17 protein-coding genes are annotated in these 18606 nt (G+C 41.9%); 1 reads left to right on the top strand and 16 read right to left on the bottom strand.

Going from position 1 to position 18606, the window contains the following annotated elements; translation table 11 throughout:
• Positions 1 to 56: 56 nt before the first annotated feature.
• The 14 genes from nrdR to NSS80_RS14205 form a co-directional block, all read right to left on the bottom strand.
• The gene (gene nrdR / locus NSS80_RS14140) at positions 57 to 515 is read right to left on the bottom strand and encodes a transcriptional regulator NrdR (RefSeq protein ID WP_003216720.1); all 459 of its coding nucleotides are present in this window, start codon (positions 513 to 515) and stop codon (positions 57 to 59) included.
• A 4-nt stretch (positions 516 to 519) separates the two neighbouring features.
• The gene (locus tag NSS80_RS14145; protein ID WP_061109456.1) at positions 520 to 906 is read right to left on the bottom strand and encodes a hypothetical protein; all 387 of its coding nucleotides are present in this window, start codon (positions 904 to 906) and stop codon (positions 520 to 522) included.
• A 183-nt stretch (positions 907 to 1089) separates the two neighbouring features.
• A complete protein-coding gene (gene speD, locus NSS80_RS14150) occupies positions 1090 to 1470 on the bottom strand; it encodes an adenosylmethionine decarboxylase (RefSeq protein ID WP_003216492.1) in 381 nt (126 codons plus the stop codon).
• Positions 1471 to 1705: 235 nt separating this feature from the next.
• Entirely contained in the window at positions 1706 to 2728 is a 1023-nt protein-coding gene (locus NSS80_RS14155) for a glyceraldehyde-3-phosphate dehydrogenase (protein ID WP_024425707.1), read from the bottom strand.
• A gap of 172 nt (positions 2729 to 2900) precedes the next feature.
• The gene (gene coaE, locus NSS80_RS14160) at positions 2901 to 3506 is read right to left on the bottom strand and encodes a dephospho-CoA kinase (protein ID WP_024426138.1); all 606 of its coding nucleotides are present in this window, start codon (positions 3504 to 3506) and stop codon (positions 2901 to 2903) included.
• 13 nt (positions 3507 to 3519) lie between these two features.
• Positions 3520 to 4152: a sporulation membrane protein YtaF gene (gene ytaF, locus NSS80_RS14165; protein WP_025092255.1), complete on the bottom strand. Its 633-nt coding sequence runs from the start codon at positions 4150 to 4152 to the stop codon at positions 3520 to 3522.
• Positions 4153 to 4326: 174 nt separating this feature from the next.
• A complete protein-coding gene (gene mutM, locus NSS80_RS14170) occupies positions 4327 to 5160 on the bottom strand; it encodes a DNA-formamidopyrimidine glycosylase (RefSeq protein ID WP_024426140.1) in 834 nt (277 codons plus the stop codon).
• A 27-nt stretch (positions 5161 to 5187) separates the two neighbouring features.
• Positions 5188 to 7827, bottom strand: coding sequence for a DNA polymerase I (gene polA / locus NSS80_RS14175; protein ID WP_342498330.1), 2640 nt, complete (start codon positions 7825 to 7827; stop codon positions 5188 to 5190).
• Between the two features lie 255 nt (positions 7828 to 8082).
• Positions 8083 to 9825, bottom strand: coding sequence for an ATP-binding protein (locus tag NSS80_RS14180; RefSeq protein ID WP_342498331.1), 1743 nt, complete (start codon positions 9823 to 9825; stop codon positions 8083 to 8085).
• A complete protein-coding gene (locus NSS80_RS14185) occupies positions 9818 to 10546 on the bottom strand; it encodes a response regulator transcription factor (RefSeq protein ID WP_024426141.1) in 729 nt (242 codons plus the stop codon). The genes NSS80_RS14180 and NSS80_RS14185 overlap by 8 nt, the downstream gene beginning before the upstream one ends.
• A gap of 185 nt (positions 10547 to 10731) precedes the next feature.
• Positions 10732 to 11670, bottom strand: a complete 939-nt coding sequence (gene mdh / locus NSS80_RS14190; protein WP_008356047.1) for a malate dehydrogenase — start codon at positions 11668 to 11670, stop codon at positions 10732 to 10734.
• Positions 11671 to 11704: 34 nt separating this feature from the next.
• Positions 11705 to 12976 (bottom strand): NADP-dependent isocitrate dehydrogenase, encoded by a 1272-nt coding sequence (gene icd / locus NSS80_RS14195; RefSeq protein WP_024424789.1) that lies wholly within the window; start codon positions 12974 to 12976, stop codon positions 11705 to 11707.
• A gap of 148 nt (positions 12977 to 13124) precedes the next feature.
• Complete coding sequence (gene citZ, locus NSS80_RS14200) at positions 13125 to 14243, bottom strand: citrate synthase (RefSeq protein WP_024424790.1); 1119 nt, start codon at positions 14241 to 14243, stop codon at positions 13125 to 13127.
• 376 nt (positions 14244 to 14619) lie between these two features.
• Entirely contained in the window at positions 14620 to 15084 is a 465-nt protein-coding gene (locus NSS80_RS14205; RefSeq protein WP_024424791.1) for a DUF441 domain-containing protein, read from the bottom strand.
• Between the two features lie 100 nt (positions 15085 to 15184).
• Here NSS80_RS14205 and ytvI point away from each other — a divergent pair, with 100 nt between their 5' ends.
• Positions 15185 to 16303 carry a sporulation integral membrane protein YtvI gene (ytvI, locus tag NSS80_RS14210; protein ID WP_041115023.1) on the top strand — a complete coding sequence of 373 codons (1119 nt, stop codon included), beginning with the start codon at positions 15185 to 15187 and terminating at the stop codon, positions 16301 to 16303.
• A 26-nt stretch (positions 16304 to 16329) separates the two neighbouring features.
• Here ytvI and NSS80_RS14215 read toward each other — a convergent pair whose 3' ends face one another.
• Positions 16330 to 16719 (bottom strand): FxsA family protein, encoded by a 390-nt coding sequence (locus tag NSS80_RS14215; protein ID WP_024424793.1) that lies wholly within the window; start codon positions 16717 to 16719, stop codon positions 16330 to 16332.
• Positions 16720 to 16818: 99 nt separating this feature from the next.
• Positions 16819 to 18579 (bottom strand): pyruvate kinase, encoded by a 1761-nt coding sequence (gene pyk / locus NSS80_RS14220; protein WP_024426143.1) that lies wholly within the window; start codon positions 18577 to 18579, stop codon positions 16819 to 16821.
• Positions 18580 to 18606 lie beyond the last annotated feature (27 nt).

The raw sequence follows: 18606 nt of genomic DNA on the forward strand, positions 1-18606 counted from the left end.
TTTTTGCGTTTTACGCTTTACGCAGGAAAAAGAGCATGAAGAATCTCCAGCTCTTTTTAGCGTTCTTTCTTTAATAGGTCTTTTAATTCATCAATAAAGACATTGATGTCTTTAAACTGCCGGTAAACCGAGGCAAACCTGACGTATGACACTTCATCAATTTTCGCCAGCTCGTCCATGACCATTTCACCTACAAGCTCGCTTTTCACCTCTGACATGCCTTGATTGCGCAGTTCTTTTTCAATATTAAAGCAGACATCCTCCAGCTGCTTTAAAGCGACAGGACGCTTTTCACACGCTTTGATGAGTCCTCTCAGCATTTTTTCGCGGCTGAATTCTTCTCGAATTCCTTCTTTTTTCACCACAATCAGCGGTAATTCTTCTAATTTTTCAAACGTCGTAAAGCGATATTGGCAGCTTTCGCACTCTCTTCTGCGACGGATGGATTTCCCTTCATCTACTGGTCTTGAATCAAGCACCCTTGTGCCAAGGTGCTGACATGTGGGACATTTCATTTCATCAGCTCCGATCTATTCTTGGAAGTTGTTTGTCTAGTTCATCATAAAGGGACAGAACGGTCTTTTGACTATAGCCGAAATCTGTTGGCAGGGCCGTTTCTGTTGTTACATTAAAATCGACAGCTGTTTCAAAAGGACGAATTGAAATGACAGTCGCCACGAGAAAGGCTTTTTTCGGCAATCGTATGTTTGCGCTGATTTCACCTCGTTCTGCTGAAACAGATGTCACTTGATAAGAATCGCTTTGGGAAAGAATGGTTTCCACCGCTTGAAAAACTTGTGCATTCGTCGATTTGTAGTAATGGCTTTTCAGTTCTGACACTGGATGCTCGTCAGATGTTTCTGTATGGTTTGACATGAACCGTTTAAACTTTTGTCTTAAAGTCATACACGTATCCCCTTTGCCATAATGCCTCTTTCTTTATTTTATAAAAAAAACCTTTGTTTTCCTAGAACAAAAGTATAGACAAGCTGGGGAATGTTGGATTTTTTATTAAATAAATATAAAAAGGAGCATAACACAAAGGCATTCAATGCTTTTGGCCAGCTCCCATTGCTATCTTTTTTATGTTTACAGTGCTTTGGCTTGTGCCTGTTTTACTTGTACAGGTCCCATGCCTCGAGGAATTTCGATGTTTTCTCTTGTTTCAGCACCTAATTCATCTCCGATATGATCTGCTGCAATATTCGGATCTAGGTCACCGCAAGTATAAACATCTATGCTCGCATAACCATGTTCAGGAAAGCTGTGAATTGTCAGATGAGATTCAGAAATAATGACAACTCCACTTACTCCTTGAGGTGCAAATTTGTGAAAAGCAACCTCTCTTACCTCAGCTCCTGATTTCAAAGCTGCATTTACAAACGTTTTTTCAATAAAATCCATGTCGTTCAGTTTATCACAGTCGCATCCCCATAGCTCGGAGATAACGTGACGTCCGATTGTTTCCATCATGGACCCCCCTTTAAACAAGAATGAAAGAGTGAAGTTCTAAGCAGCCGGACCGGACATATACCACGGGGGAAAGTTAGTCCTAAGAGGTCCTAACCCTTTAAGTATACCCGAATGAGTCTGCGAACAAGAAGTTCACGAAAAATAGTATACTTTGTTTAGACCCATTTTGCAAGCTGTGTTTTTAGTGGGATTTTCTCTCATTTCTTGAAAAGGGACGATCGTCTTCTTCATTTCAAACAGCAGACAGCTCTTTCATCTGTGCGCCGACAAACTTTACAAGGTCAACCACTCGGCATGAATAACCCCATTCATTGTCATACCATGCAAGAACTTTCACTTTTCTCCCTTCCATTACCATCGTTGTCAGTCCATCAACAACTGCTGAATAAGGGTTTGTGTTAAAGTCCGTAGAGACAAGCGGCTCATCTGTGTAATCTAAAATACCGGCAAGAGATGTTTTAGATGCATTCGAGAAGGCTGCATTGACTTCTTCTGCTGTCACATCTTTTTTCAAGTCAACGACAAGATCAACCATCGACACATTGGAAACTGGTACGCGAAGTGCAAGTCCATGTAATTTCCCTTTCATGTGCGGAAGCACTAAAGAAAGCGCTTTAGCGGCACCCGTCGTAGTTGGAATAATGGACTGAGCACATGCTCTCGCCCGGCGCAGATCCTTATGCGGGTTATCGATATTTTTTTGATCATTTGTATAAGCATGAACCGTTGTCATTAAACCATTGTCGATGCCAAATTCATCATCTAACAGTTTCACAACTGGTGCTAAACAGTTTGTTGTACAAGATGCGTTTGAAATAATGACGTGCTTTTCAGGATCAAGATCATCCTCATTGACACCCATCACAATCGTAATGTCTTCATTTTTACCTGGAGCTGTTAGAACGACTTTTTTCGCTCCGGCATCTATATGGCCCATCGCTTGATCTTTTGAATTAAATTTACCTGTTGCTTCAATGACGATATCAATCCCAAGCTCTCCCCATGGAAGCTGCTTTGGGTCTCTATTATTAAGCAAAAGAACTCTTTTGCCATTCACAATCAAGGCGTCATCTTCTGCTGTCACATCACATTCGTAACGTCCATGATTTGTATCATATTTAATTAAATGTGCTAGCGTTTCGGCAGGATAGCTTGCGTTCACCGCTACAATTTGAATTTGATCATCAAGCATTGCTTTTCTGAAGACCATGCGTCCAATTCTGCCAAACCCATTGATCGCTGCTTTTACCTTCATGAACAGGTCACTCCTCTATTATGTGTTATACTCAATAAATTTATTTATGAAATTAGTATATCACATTAGAATGTAATTGCCAGTATATAAACGTATATTTTCTAAAAAGGGCTGTTCTTTTCAAAGGAAATCAGAATAAAGCATAAAAAAAGAAGAGTACGTGTATGTACTCTTACTTATCTGTATGTTCCCATTCATTTAATATGTTCTGCAATTGCTTTCTAATAAACGCGAGATCTTGTGTGTTCTCTATCACGCGGTCTGCTTTTTTACATTTCTCCTCAAGAGGCTGCTGAGAGTGAATACGATTCAGCGCTTCTTCCTCGCTGAGGTCATTTCGATTCATGAGCCGCGACAGCTGCAATTCGGGCGTTGTATACACCACAATGATGCGGTCGACGAGGCTTTCCAGCTGACTTTCAAATAAAAGCGGGATATCGAGGACAACGAAGGTTTCCTTCTGACTAACCCCTTCCTCTCGCTGTTTGAGCATTTCTTTTCTCACTTCAGGATGAACAATCGCATTCAGCTGCTTTCTTTTCTCTTCATCAGAAAAAATGATGGCTCCAAGCTGCTGCCGGTTCAGCTCCCCATTTGGCAGAAGAACATCCTCACCAAAGGTTTGAACGATTTGTTGAAGAGCTGGTGTACCTTTGGCAACCGCTTCTTTTGCAATGACATCTGCGTCCACGACCCTGATGCCCTGCTCTTTTATCATTTGCGAGACGGTGCTTTTTCCACTAGCAATCCCGCCTGTTAATCCAATGACAAGCGTCAATTGATTTCCTCCTTTACAGCTTCCACACCCCAATTAAAATGAGCAGAAGCCCTGGTAAGCATGCAAGTTTATCGATCCAGCGCCAATTGGCCAAGTAATGACCGGCACGGAGCCCGATACACACAAAAAGTGAGCTCATCACGGCCACAGTGATACTCATGACAATTGGAGAAAAGCCTAGAATCGCAGCGCCAATCCCTGCGCCAAATGCATCAATGGATAAAGCAATCCCAAGAAGCACCGCTTCCATTCCATTGATCGTCCCAGAACGGTCAATATCTGCACTTGTCGGCTTTCGCAAAATTTGAATGACAAGACCAAGTGACTGCACTTCCACATTAAGCAATGTCTTTTCATGAAGAAGCAAATCACGCTCTTTCGCTGGTTTGTAAAATTGATAAAGGACCCAAAGTCCAATGGCGATCAAAATGCCTCCACCAAGTTTATCTGTCACTGAGACAGGGAGGAATGTCGTCAGCAGGCTGCCAATCAGCATGGAAATGAGCAGCACAATCCCTGAACAGCATGCAATAATGACAATCGCTTTAAATGGAATCTTCATTTTACGAAGGCCATACGTAAAGCCTACAGAAAAGCTGTCAATGCTGACTGCAATAGCTAAAAACAGGAGCGAAATCGAAATCATACCTGAACTCTTCCTTTCTGTTCATGCAACGATGATCAAGAGTCTCTAGGCGTCCTTAGACTCTTCTTCACTATATGAAGAGCAGGTGGGCTGTGTGTCAGTCTACACCTTGCTGAAAAATGAATGTTTTTTATCGTATGCACAGCAAAAAGGAAGCATGCTGATGGCTGATTTTTATTGAGGACGTTTTTGGCAGGTTACACAAAAATGAGTGCCGCGCCCTCCGACTACTGTTTTCTCAATGATGCTTCCGCATGTTTGACAAGGCTCTCCCCGCCGGTCATACACAAGAAGCTGCAGCTGAAATGTTCCAATATCACCTTGTGAATTGATATATGATCGAATCGTGCTGCCTCCTGCATCTACCGCCACTTGAAGTGTATCGATAATATGCCTGTGAAGCACTTTACAGGATTCAAGGCTGAGCTGATTCGCTTTTGTTTCTGGATGAATGCCCGCTTTAAACAAAACCTCATCTACATAAATATTACCTAGTCCCACGACAATCTTTTGATCAAGTAACGCTGTTTTGACCACACGGGATGTTTTTTTCAATTGCTCCCATAAATATTCCGGAGTGAATTGATCATCAAAAGGCTCATATCCCAGCTGTGAGAGCGGGAGTTCCTTTTCTTCTTCACCCGGCTGAAATAAATGCATCGTGCCAAATTTACGCACATCATGATACCGAAGCTCAGTACCGTCTGTAAACGTAAAGACAACGTGGACATGTTTATCGTATGGCTCATGCGCTTCATGTACACGGTATTTCCCTTCCATCCTTAAATGGGAGACCATCACGTAATGGTCTAAATGAAAGAGCAGGAACTTCCCTCTTCTTTCAATGGTTTGTATCGTTTCTCCTACCATCCTTCTTGCGAACTCTTCCGGCTCCCCAGGACGTTTGATGATATTTGGCCATTTAATATCGACCGTTTCAATCGTTTTTCCTTCGACTAACCGCTTGAGTGTGCGCCGGACGGTTTCAACTTCTGGTAATTCCGGCATGCTCCTCGCTCCTTTTTCTCTCTCTAATTATTTTGCGTCGTACCAAGATGGGCCTGAAGCAAAATCAACTTTTAGCGGCACATCTAGCTGAAGTGCATTTTCCATGACTTCAGGGACAATTTTTTCAAGTATGGCAATTTCTTCTTTCGGTGCTTCAAAGATCAATTCATCATGCACCTGTAATAAAAGATTTGCCTGCAAGTTTTCTTCTTTTAACTTTCGCGCCATATCAATCATGGCTTTTTTAATAATATCAGCTGCACTTCCTTGGATCGGTGTGTTCATGGCTGTTCGTTCAGCAAAGCTTTTGATATTAAAATTACGGCTTGTGATATCCGGGATATACCTTCTGCGTTTGAGAAGCGTCGTGACATATCCTTTTTGTTTCGCTTCCTGCACGATCTCTTCCATATAGGTTTTCACGCCTTTAAAGCTTGTTAAATAGCGTTCGATAAAGGCAGCTGCTTCTTTTCTTGTGATCCCAAGATTTTGAGATAATCCATAGTCACTGATTCCATATACAATTCCGAAGTTGACTGCCTTGGCTTGTCTTCTCATAGAGGAAGTCACTTCTTCTTCTGAGACATGGAACACGTCCATCGCTGTCTTTGTGTGAATATCCATATCTTGCGTAAACGCTTCGATCAAATTCTCGTCCTGAGAAATATGAGCGAGTACACGCAGCTCAATTTGAGAATAGTCAGCAGCAAACATGAGCCAGCCTTCTTTTGAAGGGACGAATGCTTGACGAATCTTTCGTCCTTCCTCTAAACGAATCGGGATGTTTTGAAGGTTTGGATCTGTTGAGCTTAGTCTTCCTGTTTGCGTGAGCGCTTGATTAAATCGTGTATGCACTTTATGGGTATCCTTGCGCGTTACTTTCATTAAGCCTTCCACATAGGTCGATTGGAGCTTTCCAATTTGGCGGTAATGCAGAATGGACCGAATGATCTCGTGCTTATCTTCAAGCTTTTCAAGAACATCCGCAGATGTCGAGTAGCCCGTCTTGGTCTTTTTAATAATCGGCAGGCCTAATTTTTCAAAAAGAATCCCGCCAAGCTGTTTAGGAGAATTGATGTTAAACGTTTCACCTGCTAAGCGGTGAATGGTTTCTTCATATTCTTTCAGCTTTTTCGTTAACTCTTCACCCATCTTCTCTAGGCGCTCAATATCTACCTTTACGCCAAGGGATTCCATTTCACCTAAGATGAGGGCAAGCGGCAGCTCTAAGTCTTCATATAGTTCATGCTGATCATTTTTTTCTAGCGCTTCAAGTGTTAAATCATGCAGAGCAGAGATCGCCGCTGCTTTTCGCCCAAGATGTTCCTTCAGTTCATCTTCAGGTGGAATCGCCTGCTTTGCTCCTTTTCCGTACACTTTTTCATCAGAAAGAGCGATGTTAAGACCATATTCCTTCGCCACACTTGCGACGTCCTCATACGATTTCTGAGGGTTGACGACATAGGAAGCGAGCAGAACATCGTTATCGACACCTTTTAGATCGACATCATGCCATCTGAGGGCGACAACTGCTCTTTTTGAATCAAAGACCCATTTCTTCTTCGTTTCATCCTGTACCCATTGTTTAAATGCATCTGATTGAAGCGCATCTTCTTTCGTGATAAAAAACGCACCATTTTCATTATGGATCGCAAACCCAATCAAATCTGCTTCATGATAATTATCTCCAAGCTGCTCTACCACAAGAGCAGCTTGATCTGTCAGCATCTCATCCGTTACTTCGGTCATTTTTTTCACTTCTAATGCTTCTACTTCGACCTGTTCACCTGTTTCCGGTGCTTCTCCTAGACGCTCTAGCAGCGTTTGAAAGCCTAGTTCTTTATAAAGAGAGATCACTTGATCCATATGAGGACCTTCATATGCGAGATCCTTGCTTGATACATCAATTGGCGCTTCTACAAGAATCGTTGCGAGTTTTTTACTCATCACCGCTTGCTCTTTATATTCTTCAAGCTTTTCTTTGAGTTTTTTACCGCTGACTTCGTCAATATGTTCAAGCAGGTTTTCAACCGTTTCAAACTGCTTTAACAATTTAATCGCTGTTTTTTCACCTACACCCGGCACCCCTGGGATATTATCTGAGGAATCTCCCATCAAACCTTTCATATCGATGATTTGATCTGGGCGCAGGCCATATTTCTCTTCAATATGAGCCGGTGTGTAATATTCTACTTCTGTAATGCCTTTTTTCGTAATTGCCACCGTCGTATGGTCTGTTGAGAGCTGCGTTAAGTCCTTATCTCCTGAGAAAATTTTGACTTCAAAGCCGTTTTTTTCTGCCTCCACAGCCAATGTCCCGATAATATCGTCTGCCTCGTATTGAGGAAGCTCGTACCTTTTCACCTGATAGGCATCTAATAACTCACGGATAAACGGCATTTGTTCTGATAGCTCTGGCGGCGTTTTTTGTCTTCCGCCTTTATATTCTTTAAATGTCTCGTGGCGGAACGTTGTTTTTCCCGCATCAAATGCGACAAGCATATGGGTTGGCTTCTCGTCCTCGAGCATCTTCATTAAGATCATCGCAAAGCCATAAATGGCATTTGTATGGACGCCTTTATCATTTGATAATAGCGGCAAAGCAAAAAAGGCTCGATAAGCGAGACTGTTTCCATCCACTAGTACTAATTTCTTTTTGTCTGTCATGTTTTAATCCTCCATCGGCTGAGCCATTTCAGCCGTCTCTTTCACACATTGTATCATCATTTTATCAAAGTTTATTTTGAAAAGAAAATAGTCGAACCTGCATAAAAAAAGGGACGAAAACAACAAGTGTTTTCGTCCTTACAAAATTGGCTCCTTGGATGAAGGGGTTCCTATTCATCCTACCAATGATTGTTTAACTAAACATGAATCCATTGTAAAGATCATGTAAATTTTAACGCGACTTTCCTTTTTTCCCTATTTTGATTTCAGGCTCACTGTAAAAGTCGTTCCTTTACCTTGTTTGCTATGGACCGAAATCGTCCCTTCATGCGCCTCCACAAGGTGTTTGACGATGGCAAGACCAAGTCCTGTACCGCCTGAATTTCTACTTCTATCTTTATCAATTCGATAAAATCTCTCAAATATTCTTGGAATCTCGCTTTTCTTCATGCCGATTCCTGTATCTGCTACATCAAATTCATAGGCGCCTTTCCGCGGTCTTGCCGAAATGGTGACACTCCCTCCCTCTGGTGTATAGGTAAGGGCATTGTTCACGAGATTGAGGAAGATTTGTTTTAACCTCAGCGGATCTGCCATCACATAGACAGGCTCTTTCGGGATACGCACTTGTAGTTGAATGCCTTTTTCTGCGGCCTTTTGTTTTAAAAGGACTTCAATCTCTTGAATGATTTCTGTCGCATTGGCGACTTGAATATTCAGTTTGAAATGCTGCTGCTCGATTTTGGAAAGATCGAGTAAATCTTGAATGAGTGTTTCGAGACGGACACTCTCTTTTAGAATGATGGAAAGGAATTGTGTCAGCGCTACTTTGTCATCAATCGCTCCATCTAGAAGAGTTTCGGAGAATCCTTTAATCGACGTAATCGGTGTCTTTAACTCGTGAGACACATTGGCGACAAAATCTTTTCGCATCTGCTCAAGCTGCTTTGTTTCTGTCACGTCATGAAATACAAGGACAATTCCTTTCCATTCATCGTCTGTACTTAAAATGGGAACACCATCCACCTGGAAGTAGCGCCGTTCAATGTCAACGGCCAGGCGTAAAAACTTCCGCACCTTCGTTTCTGTCATGAAAATTTCGTCAATCAGCTCAATAATTTCTTCATGAGTAAATGCTTCATGATACAGCTTGTGCATGTAAATGTGCTTTTGCACTTTAAACTGCTTGCGGAAGGTTCGATTGACTAGGTTGATATATCCCATCTTATCAATCAAAATAATTCCTGCACCGATGTTTTCAATGACTGTTTGCAGACGGTCCCGCTGCATCTCCCCAGTGCTTGTCATTTCTTGAAGGCTTTCTGCCAGGCGCTTCATTGATGTATTAAGCTCACTTGTTTCAATGATGAGCTCTTCATAATGATTGGTATCATAGTTCCCGCGTTCCAGCTGTTTGGCTACCTTTGTGGCATAATCTATCGGTTTTACATATTTCATCGACATGCGGTATCCAAAGAAAACGATAATAATAATCGCCGTTCCAAGACAAACGGCTAATGCGAGCCAAAGCTGGCCGTCAATTTCATTTAAAGGCTGGAATGACGCATGGAGAAATAAATAGCCTGCCGGTTCGTTTTGTTTCAGGATAGGGACTGCGTAATGAAACAGCGCATCCTTTTCATCCTCAATGACGACTCCTTTTGTTTGAAGGCGTTCATTGTTCAGTGTGTTTTGAATGATGCCCCTTTGCTCCGCTTGACCTGTTGTATGTATGATATTCCCCTTCAGGTCCACAATTGACGCATTCATATCGAGATGCTGCTTTGCCTGATTGAGGATCTCCTTGTTTTGCTTCGCCTGCAGATCATCACCATCCATGGAAGAAAGAAGAAAGCTCGATTCATTTTCCATTCGTTCCGTTAATTTAGTTTCATAAAAAACATGGAACATGTGATCCAAAAAAAGACCAAGTGCAACAAACACAATAAAAAGGAGAAAAATAAGTCCCGAAAACAGGCGGGTTCGAATTTTACTCATTTGGCTTTGGCTCCTCCAATTTGTAGCCTAAGCCGCGAATGGTTTTAATGTATGTTGGTTTTTTCGTATTCTTTTCAATTTTGTCCCGCAAGTGGCTGATATGTACATCCACAATACGAGTGTCACCTGCAAAGTCATAATTCCAAACGGCACTTAGCAGCAGATCACGTGTGAGGACACGTCCTTTATGCTTGGCCAAATAAAGCAGCAGTTCAAATTCCTTCGGCGTAAGCTCTAGGCGTTCTTCTTGGAAGTAGACTTCGTAGTGTTCTGGTAAAATGCGCAGTTCACCAATTTTGATTTGGTCTGCAATGACCTCTTCCTTCTCCTCTTGCGCGGGGACAGGCTGAGATTGCTGCGCTCTTCTCAAGATGGCTTTTACCCGAGCACCCACTTCTCTAGGACTGAATGGCTTTGTCATGTAATCATCAGCTCCAAGTTCAAGACCGAGCACCTTATCAAATTCATCGTCCTTTGCTGTCAGCATTAAAATAGGGAACATCATTTTTTGAATTCTCAGTTGTTTGCACACTTCAATACCGTCCATTTTCGGAAGCATTAAATCTAATACAATGAGATCAGGCTGTTCACTTGCTGCTTTTTCAAGCGCTTCTTCCCCATCTCTTGCTGTGACGACATCATAGCCCGCCCTTTCAAGGTTATAGCTTAGAAGTGTTACAATTGATTCTTCATCATCCACAACTAATATTTTTTTATTCATGTTGTGCCTCCAATTAGTGATTTCCCCTGCATCCGTTTTTTTGTATCTTATGTGAAAAGCGAGAAGTCATGCTTTCTCTTTCATTTTAACGAAAGCTTAACAAGAGGACAATTTAAAATTTCGACAAGATTGGTTTTGTAAACAAAAAGAAGGCCCCTCATAAGAGAAGCCTTCTTTTTTTCATATTAAGACAATACTTTCATGACGTTCTTAACAGATTCAACAGAACGGTCAAGCTGACTTCTTTCTTCTTCTGTCAGCTCAAGCTCAATGATCTGCTCAAGGCCGTTTCCACCTACGATTGTTGGTACACCAAGGTAAATGCCTTCGTAGCCATATTCACCTTCAAGGTATGCAATCGTTGGGATCACGCGGCGCTGATCTTTTAGAATCGCCTCAACCATTTCTACTAGTGAAGCAGCAGGTGCATAATAGGCACTACCGTTACCTAATAGGTTTACGATTTCGCCACCGCCTTTTCTTGTTCTTTCAACAATCGCATCAATACGATCTTTTGGAATCAATGTTTCCAGCGGGATACCGCCTGCGTAAGAGTAACGAACAAGCGGAACCATGTCATCGCCATGTCCACCAAGCACAAAGCCCGTCACATCTTTGACAGATAGGTTTAATTCTTGAGCAACAAACGTACGGAAGCGTGCTGTATCAAGAATGCCCGATTGTCCAATGACTTTTTCTTTTGGTAATCCTGATTCTTTATAAACGGCATATGTCATTGCATCAACAGGGTTTGTTAACACAACAATAATGGCTTCTGGAGAATATTTAACGATTTCGCGTGTCACACTGCGCATGATTTTTTCATTTGTTGACACGAGATCGTCACGGCTCATTCCCGGCTTTCTTGCAATTCCTGCCGTAATGACCACGACATCAGAACCGGCTGTATCTTCGTAGTTAGAAGTGCCTGTAATGTTCGCATCGAAGCCTTGAACAGGGCTTGCTTCCAGCATATCAAGAGCTTTCCCTTTTGTTGGGTTCTCAAGCTGCGGGATATCAACTAATACGACATCCGCTAATTCTTTTTGAGCCGTTAGAAATGCTGTAGTTGCTCCTGTAAAACCTGCTCCGATGACAGATACTTTTTTACGCTTGTTTGCCATTTCCTTTTTCCCCTTTAACTTTAAAGTTTAAGAATCAAGACAAGTTTTTGATGAGCTCGTCAGCAAACTCAGAACATTTCACTTCTGTTGCGCCATCCATTAATCTAGCAAAATCGTATGTGACGACTTTAGAAGCAATTGTTTTTTCAACAGATTGAATCACTAGATCAGCTGCTTCCTGCCAGCCAAGGTGCTCAAGTAAAAGCACGCCTGATAGAAGAACAGAAGATGGATTCACTTTATCAAGACCAGCATATTTTGGTGCTGTTCCGTGAGTCGCTTCAAAAATAGCGTGTCCTGTTTCGTAGTTGATGTTTGCACCTGGTGCGATACCAATTCCACCAACTTGTGCTGCAAGTGCATCAGAGATGTAATCTCCATTTAAGTTCATTGTAGCCACAACATCGAACTCAGCTGGACGAGTTAGGATTTGTTGAAGGAAAATATCTGCAATGCTGTCTTTGACAATGATTTTGCCAGCAGCTTCTGCTTCACTCTGCGCTTTGTTTGCCGCATCTTTTCCATCTTGTTCTACAATACGATCATATTGTGCCCATGTAAAGACTTTGTCGCCAAACTCTTTTTCAGCCACTTCGTAGCCCCAGTTTTTGAAGGCACCTTCTGTAAATTTCATGATGTTTCCTTTGTGAACAAGCGTCACAGATTTACGGCCTTGGTCAATTGCATATTGGATAGCCGCTCTGACAAGACGGGATGTTCCCTCTTCAGAAACTGGCTTGATTCCGATACCTGACGTTTCTGGGAAACGGATTTTATTCACACCTAATTCGTTTTTCAAGAAGTCAATTAACTTCTTCACTTCGTCTGAACCTTTTGCATACTCGATACCAGCATAGATATCTTCTGTGTTCTCACGGAAGATCACCATATCTGTGTCTTCTGGACGTTTCACAGGAGAAGGTACCCCTTTGAACCAGCGAACTGGACGCAAGCATGTGAATAAATCAAGCTCTTGTCTAAGTGCCACGTTTAATGAACGAATTCCTCCGCCAATTGGTGTTGTTAGTGGCCCTTTAATCGCAATTAAGTATTCGCGAATGTCTTCAAGCGTTTGCTCAGGAAGCCACTCTCCAGTTTTATTGTAAGCTTTCTCACCTGCATATACTTCTTTCCAAGTGATTTGCTTTTCACCTTTATATGCTTTTTCTACAGCTGCTTCAAGTACTCTTGATGCTGCTTTCCAAATGTCAGGACCGATTCCGTCCCCTTCAATAAACGGGATAATTGGATTATTTGGTACATTCAATACGCCGCCAGTAACTGTAATTTTTTCGCCTTGTGACAATGATATTACCTCCCAGGTTATGTAGTGAATATTTGAAACTTCTTGGCTTGATGTCTGCAAACAAAGAAGTTTTTCACGTGATTCGTTTTTTTGTTGATATGGAGGCTGATTGGATTTTTGAAATCAGCCCCCGCTTATTCTATAAACATTAGTCTCTTTCACTGATCGGAACAAAGGTTTGAAGATCAGGTCCAATGTAGTCAGCTCTTGGACGGATAAGACGGTTGTTGTCATATTGCTCTAGAATGTGAGCAATCCATCCAGAGAATCGGCTGATCACGAAAATTGGTGTAAACAAGTCATGATCAATCCCAAGACTGTGATATACAGATGCAGAATAAAAATCAACATTTGGTGGAAGATTTTTCTCTGATGTCACGATTTCCTCTGCGCGAACAGACATTTCATACCATTTCGGCTCGCCAGTGAGGTTTGTTAAACGCTGGCTCATTTCTTTTAGATGCTTTGCACGCGGGTCACCTTGACGGTATACACGGTGGCCAAAGCCCATAATTTTTTCTTTCTTCTCTAGCTTACCATGAATATAGGAATCTACGTTTTCAACTTCGCCAATTTCTGAAAGCATCTTCATCACGCCTTCATTAGCGCCGCCATGAAGCGGTCCCTTCAGCGCACCGATAGCCGCTGTCACACCAGAGTAGATATCTGATAGTGTAGCAACACATACACGTGCTGTAAATGTCGATGCGTTTAATTCATGATCCGCATGCAGAATAAGTGCCTTATCAATGGCTTCAATTTCTACTGGTGATGGCTCTTCGCCATTTAGCATATACAAGAAGTTTGCAGCATAGCTGTATTCTTCTTTTGGCTGTACAGGCTCAAGCCCTTTGCGGATGCGTGAAAACGCAGCGACTAGTCCAGAAATTTTCGCCTGTAAGCGAATCGCCTTTCTGTAATTCGCTTCTTTGTCCATAATCTCTGATTCGTCATCAAGTAAACCTAGTAAAGATACTGCTGTACGAATCGCAGACATTGGATGAACCCCATCAAGCGAATAAGATTTAAAATGCTCAATGATTTCTTGCGGAATCTGAGCATTTTCATTGAGCTGCTGTTTTAATTCACTCAGCTCCTGCTCATTCGGCAGCTTTAAGTGCCATAACAGGTAGACAATTTCTTCGAATGTAGCTTTTTCAGTTAAATCATCGATATTGTACCCTACATAAGTAAGAGTATCATCAATAATTGAGCTTACGGATGAAGTTGTTGCCACGATACCTTCAAGACCTCTTGTTGCTGTCATGTTCAATCTCCCCTTTTTAAAAAGATTCCCCTTCGTTGCAGAATTCTCACTTTTTGAAAGCGCTATCCAATCCGGATAAGATAGCAGGCTCAGAAAAGAAAATGCTTACATTTACCTATACGGTTAGAGCGCTTTTAGCCTCATATCTCTTGTGTGATCAATGAGTTCAAAATTAAGCCTATTCCCATTATAAACAATAATCAGACATTTGTTAAATGTTTAACTATAATTTTTTTTGATATTTTTTTTTCCAGTCTCCCATATCAGGCATGGAATAAAGGGATTTTGCTTCTTTTAATATATTTAATTATGTTTTTTTGCAAAAGCTCACGCAAGAAAAAATTTAAAAAAGAAAGTGGCAGGAACCACTCTCTTTTCACCCGCTGAAAAATTTCACAGCCTGCATCGCCAAATAAGCAATCCCAGCCCCGATAAGCGGTCCAACTGCCACACCTTTAAATAAGCTGACTGCCAAAATGGTACCGAACACAAGCGCTGCCGTAATATGCGGATCATTTTCGAGTAGCACAATTCCGTTTTTTGCAATTAATGCTACTAATATACCCGCTCCAAGAGCTATCCAAGCATAGGAAGATTTCATCGCTTCTCCAAGCTGCTTAAATCCAATGTCACCTGTTGCAATCGGGACCAGAACTGCAATGGTAATAACGGTGACCCCCCAATTAATGCCTTTAGATTGGAGAACCGGGAAAATTTTTTGATCCAGGCCAATCAGCTTAATCGCGATCAGCACAGAGACTGCTACAATTAACGAATTGTTTTTTGCAATAAGTGCAATAACGAGTAAAAGTACCAAAAATAAATTTGCTTGAGTAAACATACGCCGCTCCTTTCTTTCTTTTTATTGCGACCTTTTCATATTACTAATCTTTTTGAATAAAATGAAGTATCGGACATGCTTGTTTTTTGGAGGGGATTGTGTGAATCACGCCTATGTGGCCATTTTTTTGCGAAGTTTGATGATGATCAGCATTGCTGTTTTTGCTGTTGTCTTTTTATATCAGTCTTTTCCGTTTTTATATCCTTTTTGGATTGCCCTTATTGTGTCTTGTTTGATTCATCCTGCCGTATGCAAAATCGAAGAGATCACCGGAATGCCGAGAGGATTTGTTGTGGTCATTGTGCTCTTGCTCTTTTTAGTCGCAGCCGCCGGCTTAATGACGCTTCTAGTTGCGGAAATCATTTCAGGAAGTGCTTATTTGGCAAAGGTGCTGCCCCGTCATCTTGATCAAATGATTGGGATTGTAGAGCAATTTTTCACAGACAAGATTCTGCCTTTATATCATGATATGACGGCCCAATTTAATACGCTTCAAGCAGGTCAAAAGGAATCGATTTTGGGACAAATTCAAGCACTCGGTGATGAAGCGGCCGCAAAAATCGGGACTTTTCTTTCGAAAACACTCGAGCTTATTCCAGCGTTTTTAGGTCTTTTGCCTGATGCAGCAGCCACTCTGTTATTTTCTGCTCTCGCAACTTTTTTTATCACGAAAGATTGGTTTACGTTAAAAACATATGGCTCACGTATCTTTCCCGCAAAATGGATGCAGCATACACGCGCCATTTTATCTGAAATCAAAAAAGCCATTACCGGCTTTATGAAAGCCCAGCTCCTACTTGTGGCCATGACGATTGGTATTGTATTGATTGGACTCATCATTTTAAAAGTTGAGCACGCCCTTGTGATTGCTTTATGTATTGGGCTCGTCGATTTACTTCCATATATCGGGAGCGGCACTGTTTTTCTACCGTGGATCATTTATTCTGCTATGACAGGAAATCTTTCCCTTGCCATTGGGCTGGGCATTTTGTATATTGTCGTCCTCATTCAAAGACAAATATCAGAGCCAAAAGTCTTAAGCAAATCCATCGGACTTAATCCTTTAGCAACGCTTGTGGCGCTATTTGTCGGGTTAAAATGGTTTGGTTTTCTTGGACTTGTGATTGGCCCTGCCTCACTTGTCGTGTGGCAGGCATTCCGTAATGCAGGAGTTTTCAGAGATATTTATGAGTACATTCGGTATGGCATGCAAAAATAAAAGAGACCTTCAGCCTGAAGGTCTCTTTAACGAATGATCGTGTAGCGGTTACGATTAGACATGTTTCTAAGCCAGCGTTCAAAGAGCGGCTTGATTCCCTTTCTCGTCACCGGAATGAGCAGCAAAGCCCCAATGAGATCCGATAAGAAGCCTGGAATGAGCAGCAGCAGACCGCCGATTAGAATGCAAAAACCATCGACAATCGCTCCCCCTGGCATCTTTCCATATTGCAAATCTCGCTGCACTTTTTGGAAGGCTTCTATTCCTTGTTTTCTTGCGAAATAAGCACCTAAGGCACTTGTCAGCACGATGAGCAGCATCGTTGGCAAAATGCCAATGATTTTACTTGAGATTAAAAATAAACTAATTTCCACCGCAGGGAACAGAATTAATAATAGTAGAAAATATTTCTTCAACCATATCACCTCATGGGGTATCTTTCATCGAAAGCTGTTTACTTTTTTTAGTGTAACATAAAAAAAGAGAGGAGTCAGACAACTCCCCTCTTGGATGAATTAAAGGACGCTCGCACGGCCTTTGTAGATCGCTCCGCGTGCTGGATCTACTGTAATCTCTTCGCCTTCTTTTAAAAGTGTCGTGGCGCTGTCAAGACCAACAATCACTGGAATACCAAGGCTTAGTCCAACAACTGCTGCATGGCTTGTTAAACCGCCCTCTTCTGTGATAAGGGCAGATGCTTTTTCTAAAGCTCCCATCATATCACGATCTGTGCAGTTTGCAACTAGGATCGCACCATCGTACATTTTTTCTTCTGCTTCTTTTCCGCTTTGTGCAATGACAACCGGTCCAAATGCAGATTTACGGCCAATACCTTGACCTTTCGCAATGATGTCACCGACAACATATACTTTCATTAAGTTCGTCGTACCTGTTTCACCAACTGGCACACCTGCTGTAATGACAATTAAATCGCCGTGCCTTACATAGCCTGTTTCAATTGACTTTTCTACTGCATTCTCAAGCATTTCATCAGTAGACGTCGTTTTTGATCCGCTCTTTGCAAATACACCGAATACGAGTGAAAGCTTTCTCGCCACTGATTCGTTTGCAGTAACTGCTACGATTGGTGCTTTTGGTCTATATTTTGAAATCATTCTTGCTGTATGTCCGCTTTCCGTCGGTGTCACAATCGCTGCTACATCAAGCTTCATTGCTGTATGTGCAACAGATTGACCGATCGCGTCTGTAATGCTGACTTCTACTTCTTCGCTTCTGCGGGAAAGAATGGCTTTATAGTTTAGTGCTTCTTCTGAACGTGATGCAATGTTATGCATTGTTTGTACGGCTTCTACTGGATATGTTCCTGCTGCTGTTTCACCAGAAAGCATAATCGCATCTGTGCCGTCAAAAATAGCATTTGCCACGTCACTTGCTTCCGCACGGGTAGGACGTGGGTTACGCTGCATGCTGTCGAGCATTTGAGTCGCTGTAATGACAGGCTTGCCTAAACGATTGCATTTTTTGATCAGCATTTTTTGAACAAGCGGTACTTCTTCTGCCGGGATCTCTACACCAAGATCTCCACGCGCAACCATTAAACCGTCAGATACCTCAAGGATCTCGTCGATGTTATCAACACCCTCTTGGTTTTCAATCTTAGGGATGATTTGAATATCAGTCGCATTGTTCTTTTCAAGAAGCTCACGAATTTCAAGAACATCAGAAGCTCGTCTCACAAAAGAAGCTGCGATGAAATCGACGCCTTGTTCAATTCCAAACAGAATATCATTGGCATCCTTTTCTGTAATACCTGGCAGGTTCACACTGACGCCAGGTATGTTGACGCCTTTTTTGTTTTTGAGTGTGCCTGTATTCATGACTTTAGTGACGATTTCTTTGCGGTCCTTGTTAATTTCTTTTACTTCTAAACCAATCAGACCATCATCTAATAGAATCGTTGAACCTACTTCTACATCATGAATTAAATCTTCGTATGTCACACTAATTTTTTCCGTATTTCCAACAATGTCTTCCATACTCACGATAAGATCAGCACCAGCGACTAGCTCAATTGAGCCGTTTTCAACTGTACGTGTACGGATCTCTGGACCTTTTGTATCTAGAAGGATCGCAATGTCCTTGCCTAATGTTTTACCTGCTTTACGTATGTTTTCAATGCGTGCACCATGCTCTTCAAAATCTCCATGGGAGAAGTTGAGTCTGGCTACATTCATTCCTGCTTCAATCAATTCAGTCAGCTTTTCAATGCTTTCACTTGCTGGACCGATTGTACAAACGATTTTTGTCTTTCTCATTACTGTTCCTCCTAAGGTCTTCTCGTT

Source organism: Bacillus sp. FSL M8-0350, from assembly GCF_038593345.1.
In the GTDB taxonomy this organism is placed as follows: domain Bacteria; phylum Bacillota; class Bacilli; order Bacillales; family Bacillaceae; genus Bacillus; species Bacillus safensis.

What these genes read in the sequence shown, in the direction of transcription:
- nrdR (WP_003216720.1), bottom strand. Translation starts at nt 515, where the DNA reads ATGAAATGTCCCACATGTCAGCACCTTGGCACAAGGGTGCTTGATTCA.
- NSS80_RS14145 (WP_061109456.1), bottom strand. Translation starts at nt 906, where the DNA reads ATGACTTTAAGACAAAAGTTTAAACGGTTCATGTCAAACCATACAGAA.
- speD (WP_003216492.1), bottom strand. Translation starts at nt 1,470, where the DNA reads ATGGAAACAATCGGACGTCACGTTATCTCCGAGCTATGGGGATGCGAC.
- NSS80_RS14155 (WP_024425707.1), bottom strand. Translation starts at nt 2,728, where the DNA reads ATGAAGGTAAAAGCAGCGATCAATGGGTTTGGCAGAATTGGACGCATG.
- ytaF (WP_025092255.1), bottom strand. Translation starts at nt 4,152, where the DNA reads ATGATTTCGATTTCGCTCCTGTTTTTAGCTATTGCAGTCAGCATTGAC.
- mutM (WP_024426140.1), bottom strand. Translation starts at nt 5,160, where the DNA reads ATGCCGGAATTACCAGAAGTTGAAACCGTCCGGCGCACACTCAAGCGG.
- polA (WP_342498330.1), bottom strand. Translation starts at nt 7,827, where the DNA reads ATGACAGACAAAAAGAAATTAGTACTAGTGGATGGAAACAGTCTCGCT.
- NSS80_RS14180 (WP_342498331.1), bottom strand. Translation starts at nt 9,825, where the DNA reads ATGAGTAAAATTCGAACCCGCCTGTTTTCGGGACTTATTTTTCTCCTT.
- NSS80_RS14185 (WP_024426141.1), bottom strand. Translation starts at nt 10,546, where the DNA reads ATGAATAAAAAAATATTAGTTGTGGATGATGAAGAATCAATTGTAACA.
- mdh (WP_008356047.1), bottom strand. Translation starts at nt 11,670, where the DNA reads ATGGCAAACAAGCGTAAAAAAGTATCTGTCATCGGAGCAGGTTTTACA.
- citZ (WP_024424790.1), bottom strand. Translation starts at nt 14,243, where the DNA reads ATGACAGCAACAAGAGGTCTTGAAGGTATCGTGGCAACAACTTCATCC.
- NSS80_RS14205 (WP_024424791.1), bottom strand. Translation starts at nt 15,084, where the DNA reads ATGTTTACTCAAGCAAATTTATTTTTGGTACTTTTACTCGTTATTGCA.
- pyk (WP_024426143.1), bottom strand. Translation starts at nt 18,579, where the DNA reads ATGAGAAAGACAAAAATCGTTTGTACAATCGGTCCAGCAAGTGAAAGC.